Here is an 18,444-nt window from a genome sequence, read left to right as displayed (position 1 = left end):
CGTAAATGTCGACTCCTACCCAAAGCAATGAGCTTTTCCTCGTTTTGCATCTATGCAGCGAAACGGCCGTCCGGACAACACATGTACAATCACAGCTTCTTTCCACCGTAGCAATCAGGTGATCAACCAAAGCGGGAAACCTTCGAACAACAGGCAACTGGCATTGCTGAGACAAGCGTCCTGAAGTCAGGCTCACCTGCTTGTCGACCCGACCAGTTCCGTGACCAGGTGCCCGACCCGCTCCCGCCATTCGCCGGCGCGATAGTTGAAATCGCGGGCAAAGGCGTCCGAACTCAATTGCGAATTCGCCGGCCGCGCGGCTTTCGCCGGCCAGTGCTCACTGCCGACGGGCTCGATGACAGCGGATGGTCCGCCGAGCGACGCGCTGACCGCAAAGACATGAGCGGCCAGTTCATGCCAGCTGGCGCGGCCCTGTCCGGCGAGGTGGTAGAGACCTTGCGGAAAGCAGCCTTGCCTGCGCCAGGACGACGCCGCCGCCAGCAAACCGTCAGCGAGATCATGGGCCTCCGTCGGATTGCCGAACTGGTCTGCCACGACCTGCAGCCGGTCGCGCGTTGCGGCAAGCGAGAGCATCGTCTTGACGAAATTGCGACCGTGGCGGCTGACGACCCAGGCAGTGCGCACCACCAGATGGTCCGGATTGCCGGCGCGGACGGCCTCTTCGCCCGCCAGCTTGCTGCGGCCATAGACCGTCTGCGGGTTGGGCATATCGGTTTCGATGTAAGGCTGCGTCGCCCTGCCATCGAACACGTAGTCGGTCGAAACCTGGATGATCGGAATACCCGCAAGCCTGGTCAGCCGCGCCAGTTCCGCCGGTGCCTCGGCATTGATGCGAAAGGCGCGCTCGGGCTCGTCTTCCTGCTGGTCGACACCCGTATGCGCTGCGGCATTGATGATCATGTCAGGCGCGATCGATTTCAGGATCGGGGCAAAAGTCGCAGGGTTTTCAAGGTCCAGGTCAGGGCGACCGACGAGGACGATATCCGCTCTGCCCTCAGCGCGCTCGGCAAGTGAGCGTGCCAATTGGCCGGATGTTCCGGTAACCAGGATCTTCACTTGGCGGCGACCAGGCCCTGGCGGGTTCCGTCGAATCGCTGCTCGCGAATCGGGCGCCACCACCAGCCATTGGCAAGGTACCAGTCGACAGTCCGGGCAAGGCCGGTCTCGAACGTCTCGAGCGGCGTCCAGCCCAGCTCCTGCTCGCTCTTGGTCGGGTCGATGGCATAGCGCCGGTCATGTCCGGGCCGGTCGGTGACATAGGTGATGAGGTCAAGATGCGAGCGGCCGCTGGCCCGCGGGCGGCGCGCGTCGAGCAGGGCGCAGATCGTCTCGACGACATCGAGATTGGTGCGCTCGGCACGACCGCCGATGTTGTAGCTCTCGCCGATCCGCCCCCTGGTCATGACCGCTTCGAGTGCCCTGGCATGATCCTCGACGAACAGCCAGTCACGGATATTGGCGCCTTTGCCGTAGATCGGCAACGGTTGCTCATCCAGCGCATTGGCGATGACAAGCGGGATCAGCTTTTCCGGAAAGTGGTAGGGCCCGTAATTGTTCGAACAGTTGGAAAGGACTACTGGCAGCCCATAGGTCTCATGCCAGGCGCGCACGAAATGATCAGACGCCGCTTTGGACGCCGAATAGGGCGACGAGGGCTTGTAGGGCGATTCCTCGGTGAAGATGCCGGAATCGAAAGGCAGATCGCCGAACACCTCGTCGGTCGAGACGTGATGGAATCGGAAGCGCTTGCGTGCATCCTCGCCAAGGTTGCGCCAATGGTCGAGCACAGCCTGCAGCAGGCTGGCCGTGCCGACGACATTGGTGGTGACGAACGCCATCGGCCCATCGATCGAACGGTCGACGTGGCTTTCCGCCGCCAGGTGCATGACAAGATCGACGGCTTCATCAGTGAGAATCCGGCGCACCTTGTCGGTGTCGCAGATGTCGGCTTTGCGAAAGGCATAGTTCGGATTGTCGTCGAGATCACGCAGCGACGTCAGATTGCCGGCATAGGTCAGCTTGTCCAAATTGACGACGCGGTATTTGCCGGTCGCCACGAGATGCCGGCACACGGCCGAGCCGATGAACCCGGCACCGCCGGTGACCAGCACAGTTTGAGGGACGTTTTTCACGGGTAGACGAATCCGGTTTCGACCTCGGCCAGCAAGGGTGCTTCAGCATCCTTGTCCGACAGGATCAGCTGTTGTGTGGCTACGGGCCAATCGATCGCGATGGCGGGGTCATCGAAGCGGATCGAGCGGTCATGCGGCTGCGAATAGGGTGCCGACACCTTGTAGACAACCTCGGTGTCGGGCTCGAGCGTGACAAAGCCATGCGCGAAGCCCTTGGGCACCAGTATCTGATTCCAGTCCCTGGCCGAAACCGTCAGGCCGACCCACTTGCCAAAGGTCGGCGAGCCATTGCGAATATCGACGGCGACGTCGTAGATCGATCCGCGCAGCACGCGCACCAGCTTGTCCTGAGCGAAGGGCGGCTTCTGGAAATGCAGCCCGCGCAACACCCCGCGTTCGCGCGACAGCGAGTGGTTGTCCTGAACGAAATCGACAGCAATACCTGCCTGGGCAAGCTTTTCGGCATTCCATGTCTCGGAAAAGAAACCGCGCGCGTCCTCGAACCTGGGCACGCGTATTTCGCAAACGCCGTCCAGGCCGAGCTTGCTCACTTCAACCATGGCCGATTTCCCTGACACGGCGCTCGAGATAGCGGGCATAGTCGGTCTTGCCGAGCTCGGCGGCCCGGCGCAGCACGGCCTCTTCACTGACCCAGCCGAGTTCGAAGCCGATCTCTTCCGGGCACATGATCTTGATGCCCTGGCGATGCTCGATGGTGCGCACGAACGACGACGCCTCGTGGAGGCTGTCATGGGTGCCGGTGTCGAGCCACGCATATCCCCTGCCCAGGCGAACGACATGCAACGTCTCGCGCTCGAGGTAGGTGCGGTTGACGTCGGTGATCTCCAGCTCGCCACGCGCTGACGGCTTGATCGACGAGGCAATATCGACGACCGAATTGTCGTAGAAATAGAGGCCGGTCACCGCCCAGTTCGAGCGCGGCTCCGCGGGCTTTTCCTCGATCGACAAGGCGCGCTGGGTCGTCCGGTCGAATGTCACGACGCCGTAACGCTGCGGATCCTCGACATGATAGGCGAAGACCGAAGCGCCGCTCGGGCGTGCGACGGCAGCCCGGCAACGCTCCGACAGGCCGTCGCCATAAAAGATGTTGTCGCCAAGTATGAGCGCCACCGGGCTGTTGCCGATGAACTCGCGCCCGATGATGAACGCTTCGGCCAGACCGTTGGGAGACGGCTGGACAGCATAGGTGAACGAGACGCCGAACGCCGAGCCGTCGCCGAGCAGCTGCTGGAACTGCGGCAGGTCGCGTGGGGTCGAAATGATAAGAATGTCCTGAATACCCGCCAGCATGAGCACGCCAAGCGGATAATAGATCATCGGCTTATCATATATCGGTAGTATCTGCTTCGATACTGCAAGTGTTGCAGGATAGAGACGCGTGCCACTACCGCCCGCAAGTATTATGCCCTTCACGGTGGATTCCTGATGTCGTTGCCTTTGACCCCCGTCCCGGCTGACAATCCGCAATAGACCGTATGGCATGGACAAACAAGACGCCAATGTCATCTGCCACAATCACGAACAGATTTGGTTTCAGAAGGTAAAACTTGCGGAGCGGAACCGACTATCCGCCTCGACCAGCCATACGCATCGAGAGATACGAAAATGAACCGCCTATTGCTCAAGATCGCCTCTGTCCTGGCATTCGCTGCCATGGCATTGATTGCTCCAGCCACGGCAGGAGAAAACATGCTCGAACGTGAATTGCATGCGAGCGCGAGCAAGGGTGACGCGACAACTGTCCGCGACCTGTTGGCAAAGGGCGCCAGCATCGATGCGCGCGACGACAATGGCCGTACTGCACTGCTGCTTGCCACCCATGCCAATCAGGTCGAAGCCGCCAAGGTGCTGATCGATGCAGGCGCAGACGTCAATGCCAAGGATGCCATCAACGACAGCCCCTATCTCTATGCCGGCGCCAGTGGGCATCTCGAGATCCTGAAGATGACGCTCTCCCATGGCGCCGACCTCAAGAGCATCAACCGCTATGGCGGCACCGCGCTGATTCCCGCCGCCGAACGCGGCCATGTCGAGACCGTGCGCACCCTGATCGAGGCCGGCGTCGATGTCGACCACGTCAACAAGCTCAATTGGACGGCGCTTCTGGAAGCCATCGTGCTCGGTGACGGCGGCCCTCGCCATGTCGCCATCGTCAAGTTGCTCGTCGACGCCGGCGCCGACGTCAACTTTGCCGATGGCGACGGCGTGACGCCGTTACGGAACGCGCGCAAACACGGCTTCACCGAGATCGAGAAGGTCCTGGTTGCGGCCGGTGCGCGCTGAAGGAGGCCGAATTAGACAAGTCGAGTGAGTTCCTTTGCCAGGCAATCGAGCTGGCTCGCGCGAACATTTCGAGAGGCGGCCGTCCTTTCGGAGCGGTCGTGGTCAGGAACGGAGAGGTTGTCGCCAGTGGCGTTAACAAAGTACTTTCGTCCAATGATCCGACTGCCCATGCCGAGATGTCGGCCATCCGGGCGGCAAGCCAGCTCCTGGCCTCGCCGCAGCTCGACGGTTGTACGGTCTATGCGAGCGGCCATCCTTGCCCGATGTGCATGGGCGCCATGCGGATGGCTGGCATTTCCGAAGTCACATATGCCTATTCGAACGACGACGGCGAGCCCTATGGCCTGTCCACGGCGGCGATCTATGCCGACCTGGCGCAGCCCGCGCACGAACAATCCATGAAAGTGGTATTTCGCCCGGTACGCCCGCAAGACAGCCAGCATCTTTATGCCGAATGGAAGGCTGCACAGTCCCAATGCTAGTCTGGAGCTGCCGCACCATCCCCTGCGGATGACTTCACAGGCACATCCACAATCCTCCAGCTCCGCCATAGGGAGTGCGAAAGATGTCGAAACCGGCCACCGGCCCGCTTGCCGGGCTTCGCATCGTAGAGTTTGTCGGCCTGGGACCAGCACCCTTCGCCGCCATGCAGTTCGCCGACATGGGCGCTGATGTCGTTCGCATCGCACGCCCGGATGCAACGCCTAAAATTCCCGATCCGATTTCGGGACGCGGGCGGCCGACTGTGGAGGCAGACCTCAAGAATCCGGACCAGGTCGAGATGGTCCGCAAGCTCTGCGACGGTGCCGACGCCCTGATCGAAGGGTTCCGGCCAGGCGTCATGGAACGGCTGGGGCTCGGTCCAGATTTCCTGTTGGAGCGCAATCCACGCCTCGTCTATGGTCGCATGACGGGATGGGGACAGACCGGCCCGATGGCAGCCTGTGCCGGGCACGACATCAATTACATTGCCATTACCGGCGCGCTCGCAGCCATAGGTCCGGCCGGCAGTCCCATGCCGCCGCTCAACCTTGTCGGCGACTTCGGCGGCGGCGCCATGTTCCTCGTCTCCGGCATGCTCGCAGCACTTCTTTCGGCGCAGCGTACAGGTGCCGGCCAGGTCGTCGATGCGGCCATTTGCGACGGCACCATACAGCTGATGACAATGGCCCATGACCTGGCCTCGGCGGGCCAATGGCAGCCAAGGCGCGAAGCCAATCTGCTCGATGGCGGCGCGCCCTATTACTGCGCCTATGAGTGCGCAGATGGTATGCACATTGCCGTCGGCCCGATCGAACCGCAGTTCTTCGAACTGTTCCGCCAGGCCGTCGGGCTGGACGAGGCCACGCATGCCCTGCGTGCCGACCCACGCAACTGGCCGACACTGAAAGACAAGATAGCAGCACTGATCATAAAGCGCCCGAGCACCGAATGGCTCGCTCTGCTCGAACATTCCGATGCCTGCGTTTCACCGGTGCTCGACCTTCATCAGGCAGCACAGCATCCGCATCTCGTCGCGCGGGAGAGCTTCGTGCAGATGGATGGGCTGACACAACCAGCACCGGCACCGCGCTTCTCCGCCACGCCGACGGAGGCGCGCCCACGGCCGCACGACATTATGCCGCTGGCGGATGCGATCAGGGCGTGGGCACAGGAGCGCCCGACCTCATCCTAGAGGGTAGTTGGCAACCACTCCGCCGCTCCAATCATCTGCCGAGTAGCTTAGCCTTTGAGAATTCCAGAAAGTTCGGATCGCCTTACCCGGACGATCCTCGAATGGAACGATGCCCAGACTACGCTGGCTGTCTGCAGAATTGTCGCGATCGTCGCGAAGCTTATGAGACAGTGCGTGGATGGAAAGAGCAGTGCACTACATCATGAGCGGAGCGGTGCGTCTGACCATCTCCCCCGGCATCACTGCCTCCAGATAACAAAAAAGCGAGGCATAGCCTCGCTTTCTTCATTCAACCTGTGCAGGAAGCCTCAGATCGCGGCTTCCAGGGTCGACAGGTGGTTGAGATAGGCTTCCGCCTTGGTGCGGGCCTGGTCTTCCTTGGCGTCGGCGACGTCTTCGCGCGCTTCCTGGATACGGCGCAGCAGTTCGGCGCGGTCGATGTCCTTCACCGGCGTCGCCGATTCGGCGAGCAGCGTGCAGCCGGCCGGAACGATGTCGGCGAAGCCGCCGAACACGACGTAGCGCTCTTCCTTGCCGCCGACGGCCTTCACCGTCACGACGCCGGGCTTGATCGTGGTCATGACGGGTGCATGGTTGGCCATGACAGTCATTTCGCCTTCCGCGCCGGGAATGACGACGGACTCGACCTGCTCCGAAACGAGCAGACGCTCGGGCGAGACCAGTTCGAATTTGAATGCTTCAGCCATGGTGTCTCACAAATGCTTGGACGGAGTTCCGAGCAGACCTGCCCGCGACCGGGCAGTCATCGGTGCAACAGCGCGGACCGAGAGGCCCGCGCTGCGGCTTTTATGATTAAGCCGCTTCCGCAGCCAGGCGCTGGGCCTTCTCGATCGCCATGTCGATGCCGCCGACCATGTAGAAAGCAGCTTCCGGCAGGTGATCGTACTCGCCGTCAACCAGGCCCTTGAAGCTCTTGATGGTGTCTTCGAGCGGAACCAGCTGGCCGGGCGAACCGGTGAACACTTCGGCGACGAAGAACGGCTGCGACAGGAAGCGCTCGATCTTGCGGGCGCGGGCAACGGTGATCTTGTCCTCTTCCGACAGCTCGTCCATGCCCAGGATGGCGATGATGTCCTGCAGCGACTTGTAGCGCTGGAGGATTTCCTGGACGCGACGGGCAACCGAGTAGTGCTCTTCGCCGACGATCAGCGGGTCGAGCATGCGCGAGGTCGAGTCGAGCGGGTCCACGGCCGGGTAGATACCCTTTTCCGAGATCGCGCGGTTGAGAACCGTCGTGGCATCAAGGTGCGCGAACGAGGTTGCCGGCGCCGGATCGGTCAAGTCGTCGGCGGGCACGTAGATGGCCTGGACCGAGGTGATCGAACCCTTGTTGGTCGTGGTGATGCGTTCCTGCATCTGGCCCATGTCGGTCGACAGCGTCGGCTGATAGCCCACGGCCGACGGGATGCGGCCGAGCAGAGCCGACACTTCCGAACCCGCCTGGGTGAAGCGGAAGATGTTGTCGACGAAGAACAGCACGTCCTGGCCCTGGTCGCGGAAATGCTCGGCGATGGTCAGGCCCGACAGGGCGACGCGGGCGCGCGCACCGGGCGGCTCGTTCATCTGGCCGAACACCAGCGCGCACTTCGAACCTTCGGTCGAGCCGTTGTTCTCGTGCGGGTCCTTGTTGACGCCCGATTCGATCATTTCGTGATAGAGATCGTTACCTTCGCGGGTGCGCTCGCCGACACCGGCGAACACCGAGTAACCACCGTGCGCCTTGGCGACGTTGTTGATCAGTTCCTGGATCAGAACGGTCTTGCCGACACCGGCGCCGCCGAACAGGCCGATCTTGCCGCCGCGGGCGTAGGGCGCCAGCAGATCGACGACCTTGATGCCGGTGACAAGGATCTGTGCTTCGGTCGACTGGTCGACATAGGCAGGCGCTTCCTGGTGGATGGCGCGCTTCGACTTGGTCTTGACCGGACCAGCTTCGTCGACCGGCTCGCCGATGACGTTCATGATGCGGCCGAGCGTCTCGTCGCCAACCGGAACCATGATCGGCGAACCGGTGTCACGGACGGCCTGGCCACGAACGAGGCCTTCCGAAATGTCCATGGCGATGCAGCGAACGGTGTTTTCGCCGAGGTGCTGGGCCACTTCGAGGATGAGGCGGTTGCCGCCGTTCATCGTCTCGAGCGCGTTCAGGATCGGCGGCAGCTCACCGTCGAACTGCACGTCGACGACGGCGCCGATGACCTGCGAAACGCGGCCAGCGCCCGTGGCGACGACCGCCGACTTTTCGACCTTGGCAGCGGCTGCCTTGGCAGGCGCCGCCTTCTTTGCTGCCGGGGCCTTTTCCGCCGCCGGAGCGGCTTTCGGAGTAGCTGCTTTAGCCATCGTTCTAACCTCTGTGTCCGTTCATTGTTTCACGCGGACCCGCCTTGCGGCGAGCCATCACGTGGCTAGAGCGCTTCGGCGCCCGAAATAATCTCGATCAGTTCCTTGGTGATCTGGGCCTGACGCTGGCGGTTGTACGTGATCGTCAGCTTGTTGATCATGTCACCTGCGTTGCGCGTGGCGTTGTCCATCGCGCTCATCTTGGCACCCATTTCGCCAGCGGCGTTTTCCAGCAGCGCCCGGAAGATCTGCACCGAGATGTTGCGCGGAATGAGATCGCCGAGGATTTCGCCCGGCTCCGGCTCGTATTCGTAGACCGCACCGCCGCTGGTCGCGGCATCTGCGCTGGCCGAAGGAGCAGCGGCAGGGATGACCTGCTGCGCCGTCGGAACCTGGCTGATCACCGACTTGAACTCGGAGTAGAACAGCGTGCAGACGTCGAAGCCGCCCTGATTGAACAGGGTAATCACCTTCTTGGCGATCATGTCGGCATGGACGAAGCCAACCTGCTTGGCGTCGCGCAGCTCGATGCGATCGATGATCAGCGAGGCGAAATCGCGACGCAGGACATCGTAGCCCTTCTTGCCGACGGTGATGATCTTGACCGTCTTGCCCTGGCCCTGGAGCTTGCGGACATGGTCGCGCGCCAGACGCGAGATCTGGCTGTTGAAGCCGCCGCACAGACCGCGCTCGGCGGTGCAGACGACGAGCAGGTGCACGTCATCCTTGCCAGTGCCGGTCATCAGCGCCGGAGCATCGCCACCGCCGCCGACAGCCTGGGCGATGTTCGCGAGAACCGCACCCATGCGCTGCGAGTAGGGACGCGCGGCTTCCGCAGCTTCCTGGGCGCGACGCAGCTTCGCCGCGGCGACCATCTGCATCGCCTTGGTGATTTTCTGCGTCGCCTTGACCGAGGCGATGCGGTTGCGGAGGTCTTTTAGCGAGGCCATGCCTTATCCGTCAGTGTCAGGCGAAGTTTTTCGCGAAAGCGTCGATGTGACCCTTGAGCTTGCCGCGGAGATCGTCGCTGAGCGCCTTCTCCGTACGGATGCCGTCGAGAACGTCTTTGCCTTCCGAGCGCATGTAAGCCAGCAGGCCCTGCTCGAATTTGCCGACCTGGTTGAGTGCCAGCTTGTCGAGGTAGCCGTTGACGCCGGCGAAGATCACCGCAACCTGCTCTTCGGTCTTGAGCGGCGAGAACTGCGGCTGCTTCAGCAGCTCGGTCAGACGCGCACCGCGGTTGAGAAGACGCTGGGTAGCGGCGTCGAGGTCGGAACCGAACTGGGCAAAGGCCGCCATTTCGCGGTACTGCGCGAGCTCGCCCTTGATCGAGCCTGCAACCTGCTTCATCGCCTTGATCTGGGCCGACGAGCCGACGCGCGACACCGACAGACCGACGTTGACGGCAGGGCGGATGCCCTGGAAGAACAGGTTGGTCTCGAGGAAGATCTGGCCGTCGGTGATCGAAATCACGTTGGTCGGGATGTAGGCCGAGACGTCGTTGGCCTGCGTTTCGATGACCGGCAGAGCGGTCAGCGAGCCGGCACCGTTTTCGTCGTTCAGCTTGGCCGAACGCTCGAGCAGACGCGAGTGCAGGTAGAAGACGTCGCCCGGGTAGGCTTCACGGCCCGGCGGGCGGCGCAGCAGCAGCGACATCTGACGGTAGGCGACGGCCTGCTTGGACAGATCGTCATAGGCGATCAGGGCATGCTTGCCGTTGTCGCGGAAGTATTCGCCCATGGCGCAGCCGGCGAACGGAGCCAGGAACTGCATCGGGGCCGGATCGGACGCTGTCGCCGCGATGATGATCGAGTATTCGAGCGCGCCGCGCTCTTCGAGCACCTTCACGAACTGCGCGACGGTCGAGCGCTTCTGGCCGACGGCGACGTAGACGCAGTAAAGCTTTTCCTTTTCCGGACCAGCGACGTGGATCGCCTTCTGGTTCAGGATGGTGTCGAGAATGATGGCGGTCTTGCCGGTCTGACGGTCACCGATGACCAGCTCGCGCTGGCCGCGACCGACCGGGATCAGGGCGTCGATGGCCTTGAGGCCGGTCGACATCGGCTCATGCACCGACTTGCGGGGGATGATGCCGGGCGCCTTGACGTCGACGCGGCGACGTTCCTTGGCCTTGATCGGGCCCTTGCCGTCGATCGGGTTGCCGAGCGCGTCGACGACGCGGCCGAGCAGCTCCGGACCGACCGGAACGTCGACGATCGCGCCGGTACGCTTGACGGTGTCGCCTTCCTTGATGTCGCGGTCGGCGCCGAAGATGACGACGCCGACGTTGTCGCTTTCAAGGTTCAGCGCCATGCCGCGGATGCCGCCCGGGAACTCGACCATTTCGCCCGCCTGGACGTTGTCGAGACCGTAGACGCGGGCGATACCGTCACCCACCGACAGAACCTGACCGACTTCGGTAACTTCGGCTTCCTTGCCGAAATTCTTGATCTGGTCTTTCAGAATTGCGGAAATTTCCGCGGCGCGGATGTCCATCAGCCGACCTCTTTCAGTGCAAGCTTGAGCGAATTGAGTTTGGTTTTGAGCGACGTATCGATCTGGCGCGAGCCCATCTTCACGATCAGGCCGCCGAGCAGCGAGGGATCGACGGTGACCGAGATCGCCACGTCCTTGCCGGCAACGCTCTTCAGCGCCGACTTGAGTTCCGTTTCCTGCGCAGCGGTCAGCGCATGCGCCGAAGTTACCTCTGCCGAGGTTTCGCCACGATGCTCGGCGGCGATCTGGCGGAACGCCTTGATCATGCCAGGCAGAGCAAACAGGCGGCGATTGCGCGCCACGAGGCGGAGGAAATTACCGGTCAGGCCGGTGATCTTGGCCTTGTCGGCGATCGCCGAAATGGCTTTTTCCTGATCTTCACCGGAGAACACCGGGCTCTTGATCAGGCGATCGAGATCAGCGCTGCCATCGAGCAGCGCAGCGAAACGACCGAGGTCGGCTTCTACCTTTGCAACAGCGCCTGCTTCGAGCGCGAGATCGAACAACGATCCCGCATAACGCTCAGCAACACCGGAGATTGGCGAGGAAGATTGGGTCACGGACCGTCTTTTCTCTTGTCTGACAGGCCGCAAGATTGTTGGCGCGAGTGTGAGACTCTAGCTAAATCTTTGACCTTACTGCGTTTTTTGACCCCGGAGCTCGCGACAGCCGCATCCCCCCGGCCGAAAGTCGATTGCCGTCTAGCACAGGCTTTTGAGGACCGCAACACGTCCTCTAACAGGCTTTTGAGGCACTATTGTCGCATCTTGCGCGTCGGAGCGGTGGGTTGACGGCGATTCACGGCCAGAAGCCGAAAACAAACCCAAGGGGTAGGGCAGCCAGCGCCAGTTCGATAACGATCGCCACCCAATTGTATGGGGTGTTGGCTCCGTCCGACATCATCGCAACGATCCGGCCGAAGGCTGTGAACAGCCATGACACGCCGAGCGCCATGTAAAGCCATGGCTGGGCTAGCAGAATCGCGCACAGGCCAACGCCGAGGAAGAAGCCCGCCATGGTGGCGCGTCCCTGGGCGATGGCTTCAGGATTGTCCGGCCTTGCCTGCAGCCTGAGCAGGCGGAAGGCGATCCTCGGAGCGAAGAACAGGATGACCCCGAACAGCAGCGTGACTGCTGCCGAGCTCCACGCCAGCCACTCGCCCTGGCTTGTCGGCCACGGAAATGCGAATTCCATTATTCCCCCTCCGGCAAGGCCGCGAATCCACGGGATCATAGCCCACCGCGTGTCGAGCGCCAGAGCGCAACTGGCGGAGACGACGGGAACAGCTATGCTGCGGCCAGCCTAAGGGAGCGGACCATGGCCACACCGGAGCGGATAGTCTGGGCGATCGGCCACCTCGGCATCCAGCCGGGCGACCGGCTGCTGGAAATCGGCTGCGGGCGAGGTATCGCCATGGCCGAGATCATGCCGCTGCTGATCGGCGGTCACGTCACCGGGCTTGATCGGTCGGGCAGTGCCATAAGCTCAGCCGAAGAGAGAAATCGCCCGGCGATATCGGCCGGAAAAGCAGCCTTCGCGCAGGGCGCACTCGCCGAGTGGAACGGTTCCGGACGACCCTTCGACAAGGTCTTTGCCATCAACGTCAATCTGTTCTGGTTGGAGGCGGCGCGCGAGCTCAAGCTGATCCGTTCACTGCTCGCCCCGGAAGGCCGGCTCTACCTCTTCTTCGAGCCGCCAAGTGCCGGCCAGATCCCGACCATCGAGCGCGCCGTCGAAGTGCGCCTCAAGGCAGCCGGCTATGTGCTCGAAAAAACCCTGCACGGCCCGGACCCGCAGCCGCCGCTCCTCGGTATGATCGCCAAGCCTTCATGATCAGCAGGGCTTCGCCTCGATCACAGGAAGCTCTGCGGATCGATGTCGACCTGCACGCGCACCGAACCGCGCAGCTTGGGCCCGGCGGCAAGCAGGGCGCGGATATAGCCCTGGATATCGGCCTTCCTGTCGGCCTGCACCAGGAGCCGGAAGCGATGGCGGCCGCCAATGAGCGCCAGCGGCGCTTCGGCGGGGCCGAGCACATGGACATCCTGCGCCACCTGGGCTGCCCGCCGCAGCCCGCGCGCATGGCTCTCGGCCTCGGGGCGCGTCGCCGCGCTGACGATGATGCCGGCGAGCCGGCCGTAGGGAGGCAGGCCGGAACGCTCGCGCTCGGCGATCTCACGATCGTAGAAGGCCTCCGAATCGCCCGAGACAATCGCCCGCATGACAGGATGGTCTGGCTGGAAGGTCTGCAGCAGGCCAAGGCTCTTCTTGCCGGTGCGCCCTGCCCGGCCGGTCACCTGCGACAGCAGCTGATAGGTCCGCTCGGCGGCACGCGGGTCGCCATTGGCGAGACCAAGATCGGCATCGACCACGCCGACAAGCGTCATGTTCGGAAAGTTGTGCCCCTTGGCGACGAGCTGCGTGCCGATGACGATGTCGGCCTCGCCATTGGCAATCGCTTCGAGTTCCAGCCTGAGCCGCTTCACGCCGCCGAGCATGTCCGACGACAGCACGATGGTACGCGCGTCGGGGAAATGCGAAACCACTTCCTCGGCGATGCGTTCGACGCCCGGCCCGCAGGCGACGAGATGATCGAAGGTACCGCATTCCGGGCAGGCCTCGGGTCGCTTCTCGTTGTGGCCGCAATGATGGCAGACCAGCTGGCCGCGGAAGCGGTGCTCGACCAGCCAGGCCGAGCAGACCGGGCAGCCGAAGCGGTGGCCGCAGACCCGGCAGAGCGTAAGCGGCGCATAGCCGCGCCGATTGAGGAACAGCAGCGACTGCTCCTGCCGGCCAAGCGTTTCACGCATCTTGCCGATCAGCACCGGTGACAGGAAACCGCCGCGCGCCGGCGGCGAGCGCCGCATGTCGATGGTGGCCAGTTGCGGCAGCGCCGCCTCGGCGAAACGGGCCGAGAGCACCGAGCGCGCATACTTGCCTTGCTCGGCGTTGACCCGGCTCTCGACCGACGGCGTGGCTGACGCCAGCACGACAGGAAAGCCGCTGATATGCCCCCGCACCACAGCCATGTCGCGGGCATTGTAGAAGACCCGGTCCTCTTGCTTGTAGGCAGGGTCGTGCTCTTCGTCGACGACGATCAGCCCGAGATTGTTGAACGGCAGGAACAGCGCCGAGCGGGCGCCGGCCACCACGCGCACGCCGCCTTCGGCGACCTGGCGCCAGACGCGCTCGCGCATCCTTGGCGGCAGGTCCGAATGCCACTCGGCGGGCTTGGCGCCGAATCGATTCTGGAAGCGCTCGAGGAAGGCCTGCGTCAGCGCGATTTCAGGCAGCAGGATGAGCACCTGCTTGCCTTTGTCGAGTGCGGCCGCCACCGCTTCGAAATAGACTTCCGTCTTGCCCGAGCCTGTGACGCCGTCGATCAGCGTGACGGCGAATTTGTCGGCCTCGACCTGGGCGCGCAGGCTTGCGGCGGTCGCCTCCTGGTCGTTGGTGAGCTCTGCGCTGGCGTAGGACGTATCGGGCGGCGCCACCACCGGCCGGGGCGGTATCATCACCGTCTCGAACACGCCTTGCACCCTCAGCCCGTCGATGACGGTGGAGGATACGCCGGCGGCATGCGCCAGCCCCGAGCGCGTCCAGGCCATGCCGTCGCTTGCCATCTCGAGCACGCGGGCGCGCGCCGCCGTCATCCGGTCGGGCTCACCGTCGCTGCGCTTGAGGCCTTCTGTCCAGGGCTCCGGGTCGAAGGCCTCGGGCGCGCGCAGGATCATCCGCGCCACCATTCCGGGCGGCGACAAGGTGTAATGGGCGATCCAGTCGACAAGCCGCCGCATCTCCTCATTGACCGGGGGGCAGTCGAAGACATGGGCGATCGGTCGGAGCTTCTTGGGATCGACCGCTTCGACCGGACCGTCCCAGACGATGCCTGCCACTTCGCGCGGGCCGAGCGGCACGCGCACGATCGAGCCAGGCACCACCTGCATGCCGTCGGGAACGGCATAGGAGTAGGCGCGCTCGGCCGGCATCGGCACCAGCACGGGGGCGGCCCTGGTTCTTGGCGAATCGGCGGTCATGACGCGTGACCTTGCCCCGAACTTGGTTTAGAGCAAAGGCCGACATATCCGGTGCCCCAGGGGCATCCTTCCATTGCCAAGGAGACAGTTATGAAGTTTTTCGTCGACACCGCCGACGTGAAGGACATCCGTGAGCTCAACGAGCTCGGCCTTCTCGACGGCGTCACCACCAATCCGTCGCTGATCCTCAAGTCTGGCCGCAACATCGCCGAAGTGACCAAGGAAATCTGCGACATCGTCGAAGGCCCGGTCTCGGCTGAAGTCGCCGCCACCGAATATGCCGAGATGATGAAGGAAGCGGCGGTGCTGTCGAAGATCGCCGACAACATCTGCATCAAGGTGCCGCTGACGCTCGACGGCCTCAAGGCCTGCCGCGCGCTGACTTCGGAAGGCCGCATGGTCAATGTCACGCTGTGCTTCTCCGCCAACCAGGCCCTGCTCGCCGCCAAGGCGGGTGCTACCTTCATTTCGCCCTTCATCGGCCGTCTCGACGACATGGGTGTCGACGGCATGGAGCTGATCGCTGAGATCCGCCACATCTATGACAATTACGGCTTCGACACCGAGATTCTCGCCGCTTCGATCCGCACCGTCGACCACGTCAAGCGTGCGGCGCTGATCGGTGCCGACGTCGCCACAATCCCGCCGGCAACGCTGAAGGCGCTGGTCAAGCACCCGCTGACCGACAAGGGGCTCGAGATGTTCCTCGCCGACTGGGCCAAGACCGGCCAGAAGATCGGCTGATCTCTTCTTCAGCCCGCTATCGAAAGCCGGCGCCACAAGCGCCGGCTTTTTTGTGCCCAATGCAATCTCAGGCCAGCGGCGGCAAGCGCCGTTTCACTGGCTGCGCCTTGACGATCGAACTGTTGGTTTCGGCCTTGTCGGTGATCTGGTCGAGGATCTTGTCGAGCTCGTCGATGGAGCGGATGTGCAGGCGGGCGATGAAACAGTCATCGCCGGTCACCTTGTCGCATTCCGAAAACTGCGCGATGTCCTCGATCAGCTTCTGCACCTGATGCAGCTTGCCCGGCAGCGGCCGGATACGCACGATCGCCTGCAAGGTGTAGCCGAGCGCAGTCGGATCGATGTCGACGGTGAAGGCGCGGATCACGCCACGCTCCTCAAGGCGCCTGAGGCGTTCCGACGTGCTTGGCGACGACAGGTTCACCCGCTGGGCCAGTTCCTTCAGCGAAATCCGGGCGTCATCGACCAAAATTTCGACAATGCGCCTGTCGAGATCGTCCAGCATGCAAGCCTCTTAGGTATTTTCGTAAGATTACCTTACAGGATTAGCCTATGCCTCACAGTCACCTTCCATAATCCATATAATCCGGCCAACCACAAGCGTACAAATCCAGTCCTGAAACCAAGGGACTTGGACAATGTCGGACAAGATGCGCGGCACGGTCGAAATGACCGTTGCCATGGTGATTTCTGGAACGATCGGGCTGTTTGTCGTGCTGTCCGGCCAGCCGGTCATGGATGTGGTGTTCTGGCGCTGTGCCTTCGGCGCGGTCACGCTACTGATCGTCTGCGCCGCACTCGGCCTGTTTCGCCCAGAGGTGATGACCCGCCGTCAGATCGCCTGGGCCGCTGTCGGTGGCTTCGCCATCGTCTCGAACTGGATCCTGCTTTTCGCCGCCTTCCCGCGCGCCTCGATCTCGATCGCAACGGCGGTCTACAACACCCAGCCCTTCATGCTGGTGGCGCTCGGGGCGCTGTTTTTCGGCGAACGGTTGACACTGACCAAGCTGACATGGCTCGGCATCGCCTTTGGCGGCATGGTGCTGATCGTCCAGTCCAAGCCGGGCGCCGGTGCCGTCGGCACCGACTATCTCTCGGGCATTCTGTTGGCTCTCGGAGCTGCCTTTTTCTACGCCATCGCCGCGATCATCACCAAGAAGCTCAAGGGCGTGCCCCCGCATCTGATCGCGCTCATCCAGGTGACGGTCGGCATCGCGATGCTGGCGCCCTTCGCCAACTTCGCGCAGCTCCCCGCAGACGCATATAGCTGGGCGCTGCTCGTCGCCGTCGGCGTCATTCATACCGGCGTGATGTACATCTTGCTCTACGGCGCGATCCAGAAGCTGCCGACGAACCTCGTGGGTTCGCTGTCCTTCATCTATCCGGTCGTGGCCATCCTCGCCGACTTCGTGGCCTTCGGCCATCGCCTGCAGCCGCTACAACTGCTCGGCGCTGCCGCGATCCTGATCGCCGCTGCTGGCATGACGCTGGGCTGGAGCCTGGTGAAGCCGCGCGTTGCCCAAGCCTGACGGCCTCAGTCGTCGCCAGGCATGAGGCCGGTCGATCGCATGCCTTCGATCATCGTCGCGCCCTCGACGCGAATGACGGTCAGCGCCCGTGAACCCGTGCGCTCATGCACGAGATCTGCAAGTTCGCGCGAGTGCGTCACCACCCACACCTGCGTGCGCTCGGCGGCCCGCGCGATCATGTCGGCAAGAGCGGGCAGCATTCGCACATGCAGGCTGGCCTCCGGCTCGTTCAGCGCGATCAATCGCGGCAGGCGGTAGGACATCAGCGCTCCGGCCAGCGCCAGGAAGCGTATCTGCCCGTCGGAGAGTTCCTGCGGCCGAAACACCCGCTGCGGAAATTCCGGCAGCACAAGTCCGAACGTCGCGCTTTCGCCCGGCACCGGCACGTCGAGCTGCGCCTCGCCAAGCGCGTCGGCTATGCAGCGGTCGAGATCGACGGTGTCTTCGCGGATATGCCTCAGCGTTGCAAAAACGGCGGCCAGATTGGCTCCGTCCTCGTCGAGCATCGGCGCGGTGGTCGCAAGTGCCGGACGTCGCACCAGTGAATCGGCATCTGTCCTGAAGCCATGATAAAAGCGCCACCCGGCCACCGCCGCGCGCAGGTCGCCAACTTCGGGATAGCGCCCCGCACCGCCGAGAAGAGCAAGTGCTGTTTCAGAATTCAGGATACGCTCGGGATGCTCGACCCGGCGTCCGTCGCCGTCGCGGCCAAACACCGCCTGGCCCTTGCGCGTCATCATCTCGACCGGGCGGCGCCCGGCTTCGACGGTCAGCGTCTCTTCCTTGACATGCGGCTCGAACGCAAAGCCGGCTGCTACAGGTGGTGGCAGGCCGATCTCGACCTTGTAGGAGTATCTGGCTGACGTTTCGTCGTCGGTGAAGTCAGCATCGATGATGACGCGGGCAGGCTGGCCGGTCCGCCGCTTGCCCGACCACAGCGCCGAACTCATGCCGCCCTCGGCGGCGATCTCACGGGCAAGCGTGCCCTCGGCGGAGGCCTTGATCAGTTGCAGGGCGCGATAGAGGTTGGATTTGCCGACGCCGTTCTCGCCGACGAAGACCGAGACCTGGCCGATGTCGAGCCGGATCGATCTTAGCGAACGGTAGCCCGCAGCTGAAAAGGATGTCAGCCGCATCGACCGATC

19 protein-coding genes are annotated in these 18,444 nt (G+C 63.2%); 6 read left to right on the top strand and 13 right to left on the bottom strand.

Annotated features, from left to right (window positions below; all coding sequences use genetic code 11):
- Positions 1-192: 192 nt before the first annotated feature.
- Genes rfbD through rfbA form a run of 4 tightly spaced genes read right to left on the bottom strand, consistent with a single transcriptional unit; the run spans position 193 to position 3,587 of the window.
- The gene (rfbD, locus tag DY201_RS05555; RefSeq protein WP_115730349.1) at positions 193-1,077 is read right to left on the bottom strand and encodes a dTDP-4-dehydrorhamnose reductase; all 885 of its coding nucleotides are present in this window, start codon (positions 1,075-1,077) and stop codon (positions 193-195) included.
- Positions 1,074-2,153 carry a dTDP-glucose 4,6-dehydratase gene (gene rfbB, locus DY201_RS05550; protein WP_245431903.1) on the bottom strand — a complete coding sequence of 360 codons (1,080 nt, stop codon included), beginning with the start codon at positions 2,151-2,153 and terminating at the stop codon, positions 1,074-1,076. The genes rfbD and rfbB overlap by 4 nt, the downstream gene beginning before the upstream one ends.
- Entirely contained in the window at positions 2,150-2,713 is a 564-nt protein-coding gene (gene rfbC / locus DY201_RS05545; protein ID WP_115730348.1) for a dTDP-4-dehydrorhamnose 3,5-epimerase, read from the bottom strand. The genes rfbB and rfbC overlap by 4 nt, the downstream gene beginning before the upstream one ends.
- A complete protein-coding gene (gene rfbA, locus DY201_RS05540; RefSeq protein WP_115730347.1) occupies positions 2,706-3,587 on the bottom strand; it encodes a glucose-1-phosphate thymidylyltransferase RfbA in 882 nt (293 codons plus the stop codon). Before rfbA ends, rfbC begins: the two co-directional genes overlap by 8 nt.
- 276 nt (positions 3,588-3,863) lie before the next feature.
- Between rfbA and DY201_RS05535 the strand changes: the two genes are divergently transcribed.
- From DY201_RS05535 to DY201_RS05525, 3 genes are all read left to right on the top strand, one after another.
- On the top strand, positions 3,864-4,457 hold the full coding sequence (locus tag DY201_RS05535) for an ankyrin repeat domain-containing protein (RefSeq protein WP_207904335.1): 594 nt from the start codon (positions 3,864-3,866) through the stop codon (positions 4,455-4,457).
- Positions 4,454-4,939, top strand: a complete 486-nt coding sequence (locus DY201_RS05530) for a nucleoside deaminase (protein ID WP_115730345.1) — start codon at positions 4,454-4,456, stop codon at positions 4,937-4,939. Before DY201_RS05535 ends, DY201_RS05530 begins: the two co-directional genes overlap by 4 nt.
- A gap of 83 nt (positions 4,940-5,022) precedes the next feature.
- Positions 5,023-6,132 (top strand): CaiB/BaiF CoA transferase family protein, encoded by a 1,110-nt coding sequence (locus tag DY201_RS05525; RefSeq protein WP_115730344.1) that lies wholly within the window; start codon positions 5,023-5,025, stop codon positions 6,130-6,132.
- 308 nt (positions 6,133-6,440) lie between these two features.
- Here the strand turns inward: DY201_RS05525 and DY201_RS05520 are convergent, their stop codons facing one another.
- The 6 genes from DY201_RS05520 to DY201_RS05495 all read right to left on the bottom strand — a co-directional run bounded on the left by DY201_RS05520 (position 6,441) and on the right by DY201_RS05495 (position 12,183).
- Positions 6,441-6,839 carry a F0F1 ATP synthase subunit epsilon gene (locus tag DY201_RS05520; RefSeq protein WP_115730343.1) on the bottom strand — a complete coding sequence of 133 codons (399 nt, stop codon included), beginning with the start codon at positions 6,837-6,839 and terminating at the stop codon, positions 6,441-6,443.
- Positions 6,840-6,945: 106 nt separating this feature from the next.
- Positions 6,946-8,493 (bottom strand): F0F1 ATP synthase subunit beta, encoded by a 1,548-nt coding sequence (atpD, locus tag DY201_RS05515; RefSeq protein WP_108606393.1) that lies wholly within the window; start codon positions 8,491-8,493, stop codon positions 6,946-6,948.
- 65 nt (positions 8,494-8,558) lie between these two features.
- Positions 8,559-9,443 carry a F0F1 ATP synthase subunit gamma gene (locus DY201_RS05510; RefSeq protein WP_115730342.1) on the bottom strand — a complete coding sequence of 295 codons (885 nt, stop codon included), beginning with the start codon at positions 9,441-9,443 and terminating at the stop codon, positions 8,559-8,561.
- A 16-nt stretch (positions 9,444-9,459) separates the two neighbouring features.
- Positions 9,460-10,989: a F0F1 ATP synthase subunit alpha gene (gene atpA, locus DY201_RS05505; RefSeq protein ID WP_067956554.1), complete on the bottom strand. Its 1,530-nt coding sequence runs from the start codon at positions 10,987-10,989 to the stop codon at positions 9,460-9,462.
- Positions 10,989-11,549 carry a F0F1 ATP synthase subunit delta gene (locus tag DY201_RS05500; RefSeq protein ID WP_115730341.1) on the bottom strand — a complete coding sequence of 187 codons (561 nt, stop codon included), beginning with the start codon at positions 11,547-11,549 and terminating at the stop codon, positions 10,989-10,991. The genes atpA and DY201_RS05500 overlap by 1 nt, the downstream gene beginning before the upstream one ends.
- A gap of 238 nt (positions 11,550-11,787) precedes the next feature.
- A complete protein-coding gene (locus DY201_RS05495) occupies positions 11,788-12,183 on the bottom strand; it encodes an AGROH133_08824 family phage infection protein (protein ID WP_115730340.1) in 396 nt (131 codons plus the stop codon).
- A 123-nt stretch (positions 12,184-12,306) separates the two neighbouring features.
- On the opposite strand from DY201_RS05495, the gene DY201_RS05490 reads away from it, so the two are divergent.
- A complete protein-coding gene (locus DY201_RS05490; RefSeq protein WP_115730339.1) occupies positions 12,307-12,822 on the top strand; it encodes an SAM-dependent methyltransferase in 516 nt (171 codons plus the stop codon).
- A 20-nt stretch (positions 12,823-12,842) separates the two neighbouring features.
- On the opposite strand, the gene DY201_RS05485 is transcribed toward DY201_RS05490, so the two are convergent.
- Positions 12,843-15,026, bottom strand: coding sequence for a primosomal protein N' (locus DY201_RS05485; RefSeq protein WP_115730338.1), 2,184 nt, complete (start codon positions 15,024-15,026; stop codon positions 12,843-12,845).
- Between the two features lie 90 nt (positions 15,027-15,116).
- Between DY201_RS05485 and fsa the strand changes: the two genes are divergently transcribed.
- A complete protein-coding gene (gene fsa / locus DY201_RS05480; protein WP_115730337.1) occupies positions 15,117-15,770 on the top strand; it encodes a fructose-6-phosphate aldolase in 654 nt (217 codons plus the stop codon).
- A gap of 67 nt (positions 15,771-15,837) precedes the next feature.
- Here the strand turns inward: fsa and DY201_RS05475 are convergent, their stop codons facing one another.
- Positions 15,838-16,275 carry an Lrp/AsnC family transcriptional regulator gene (locus DY201_RS05475; protein WP_115730336.1) on the bottom strand — a complete coding sequence of 146 codons (438 nt, stop codon included), beginning with the start codon at positions 16,273-16,275 and terminating at the stop codon, positions 15,838-15,840.
- A 133-nt stretch (positions 16,276-16,408) separates the two neighbouring features.
- Between DY201_RS05475 and DY201_RS05470 the strand changes: the two genes are divergently transcribed.
- Positions 16,409-17,299 (top strand): DMT family transporter, encoded by an 891-nt coding sequence (locus DY201_RS05470; RefSeq protein WP_115730335.1) that lies wholly within the window; start codon positions 16,409-16,411, stop codon positions 17,297-17,299.
- A gap of 5 nt (positions 17,300-17,304) precedes the next feature.
- Here the strand turns inward: DY201_RS05470 and DY201_RS05465 are convergent, their stop codons facing one another.
- Positions 17,305-18,435, bottom strand: a complete 1,131-nt coding sequence (locus tag DY201_RS05465) for an AAA family ATPase (RefSeq protein ID WP_115730334.1) — start codon at positions 18,433-18,435, stop codon at positions 17,305-17,307.
- Between the last annotated feature and the right edge of the window lie 9 nt (positions 18,436-18,444).

Source organism: Aminobacter aminovorans (assembly GCF_900445235.1).
Lineage (GTDB): Bacteria > Pseudomonadota > Alphaproteobacteria > Rhizobiales > Rhizobiaceae > Aminobacter > Aminobacter aminovorans.
This window is presented reverse-complemented; position numbering and strand designations above follow the sequence as displayed.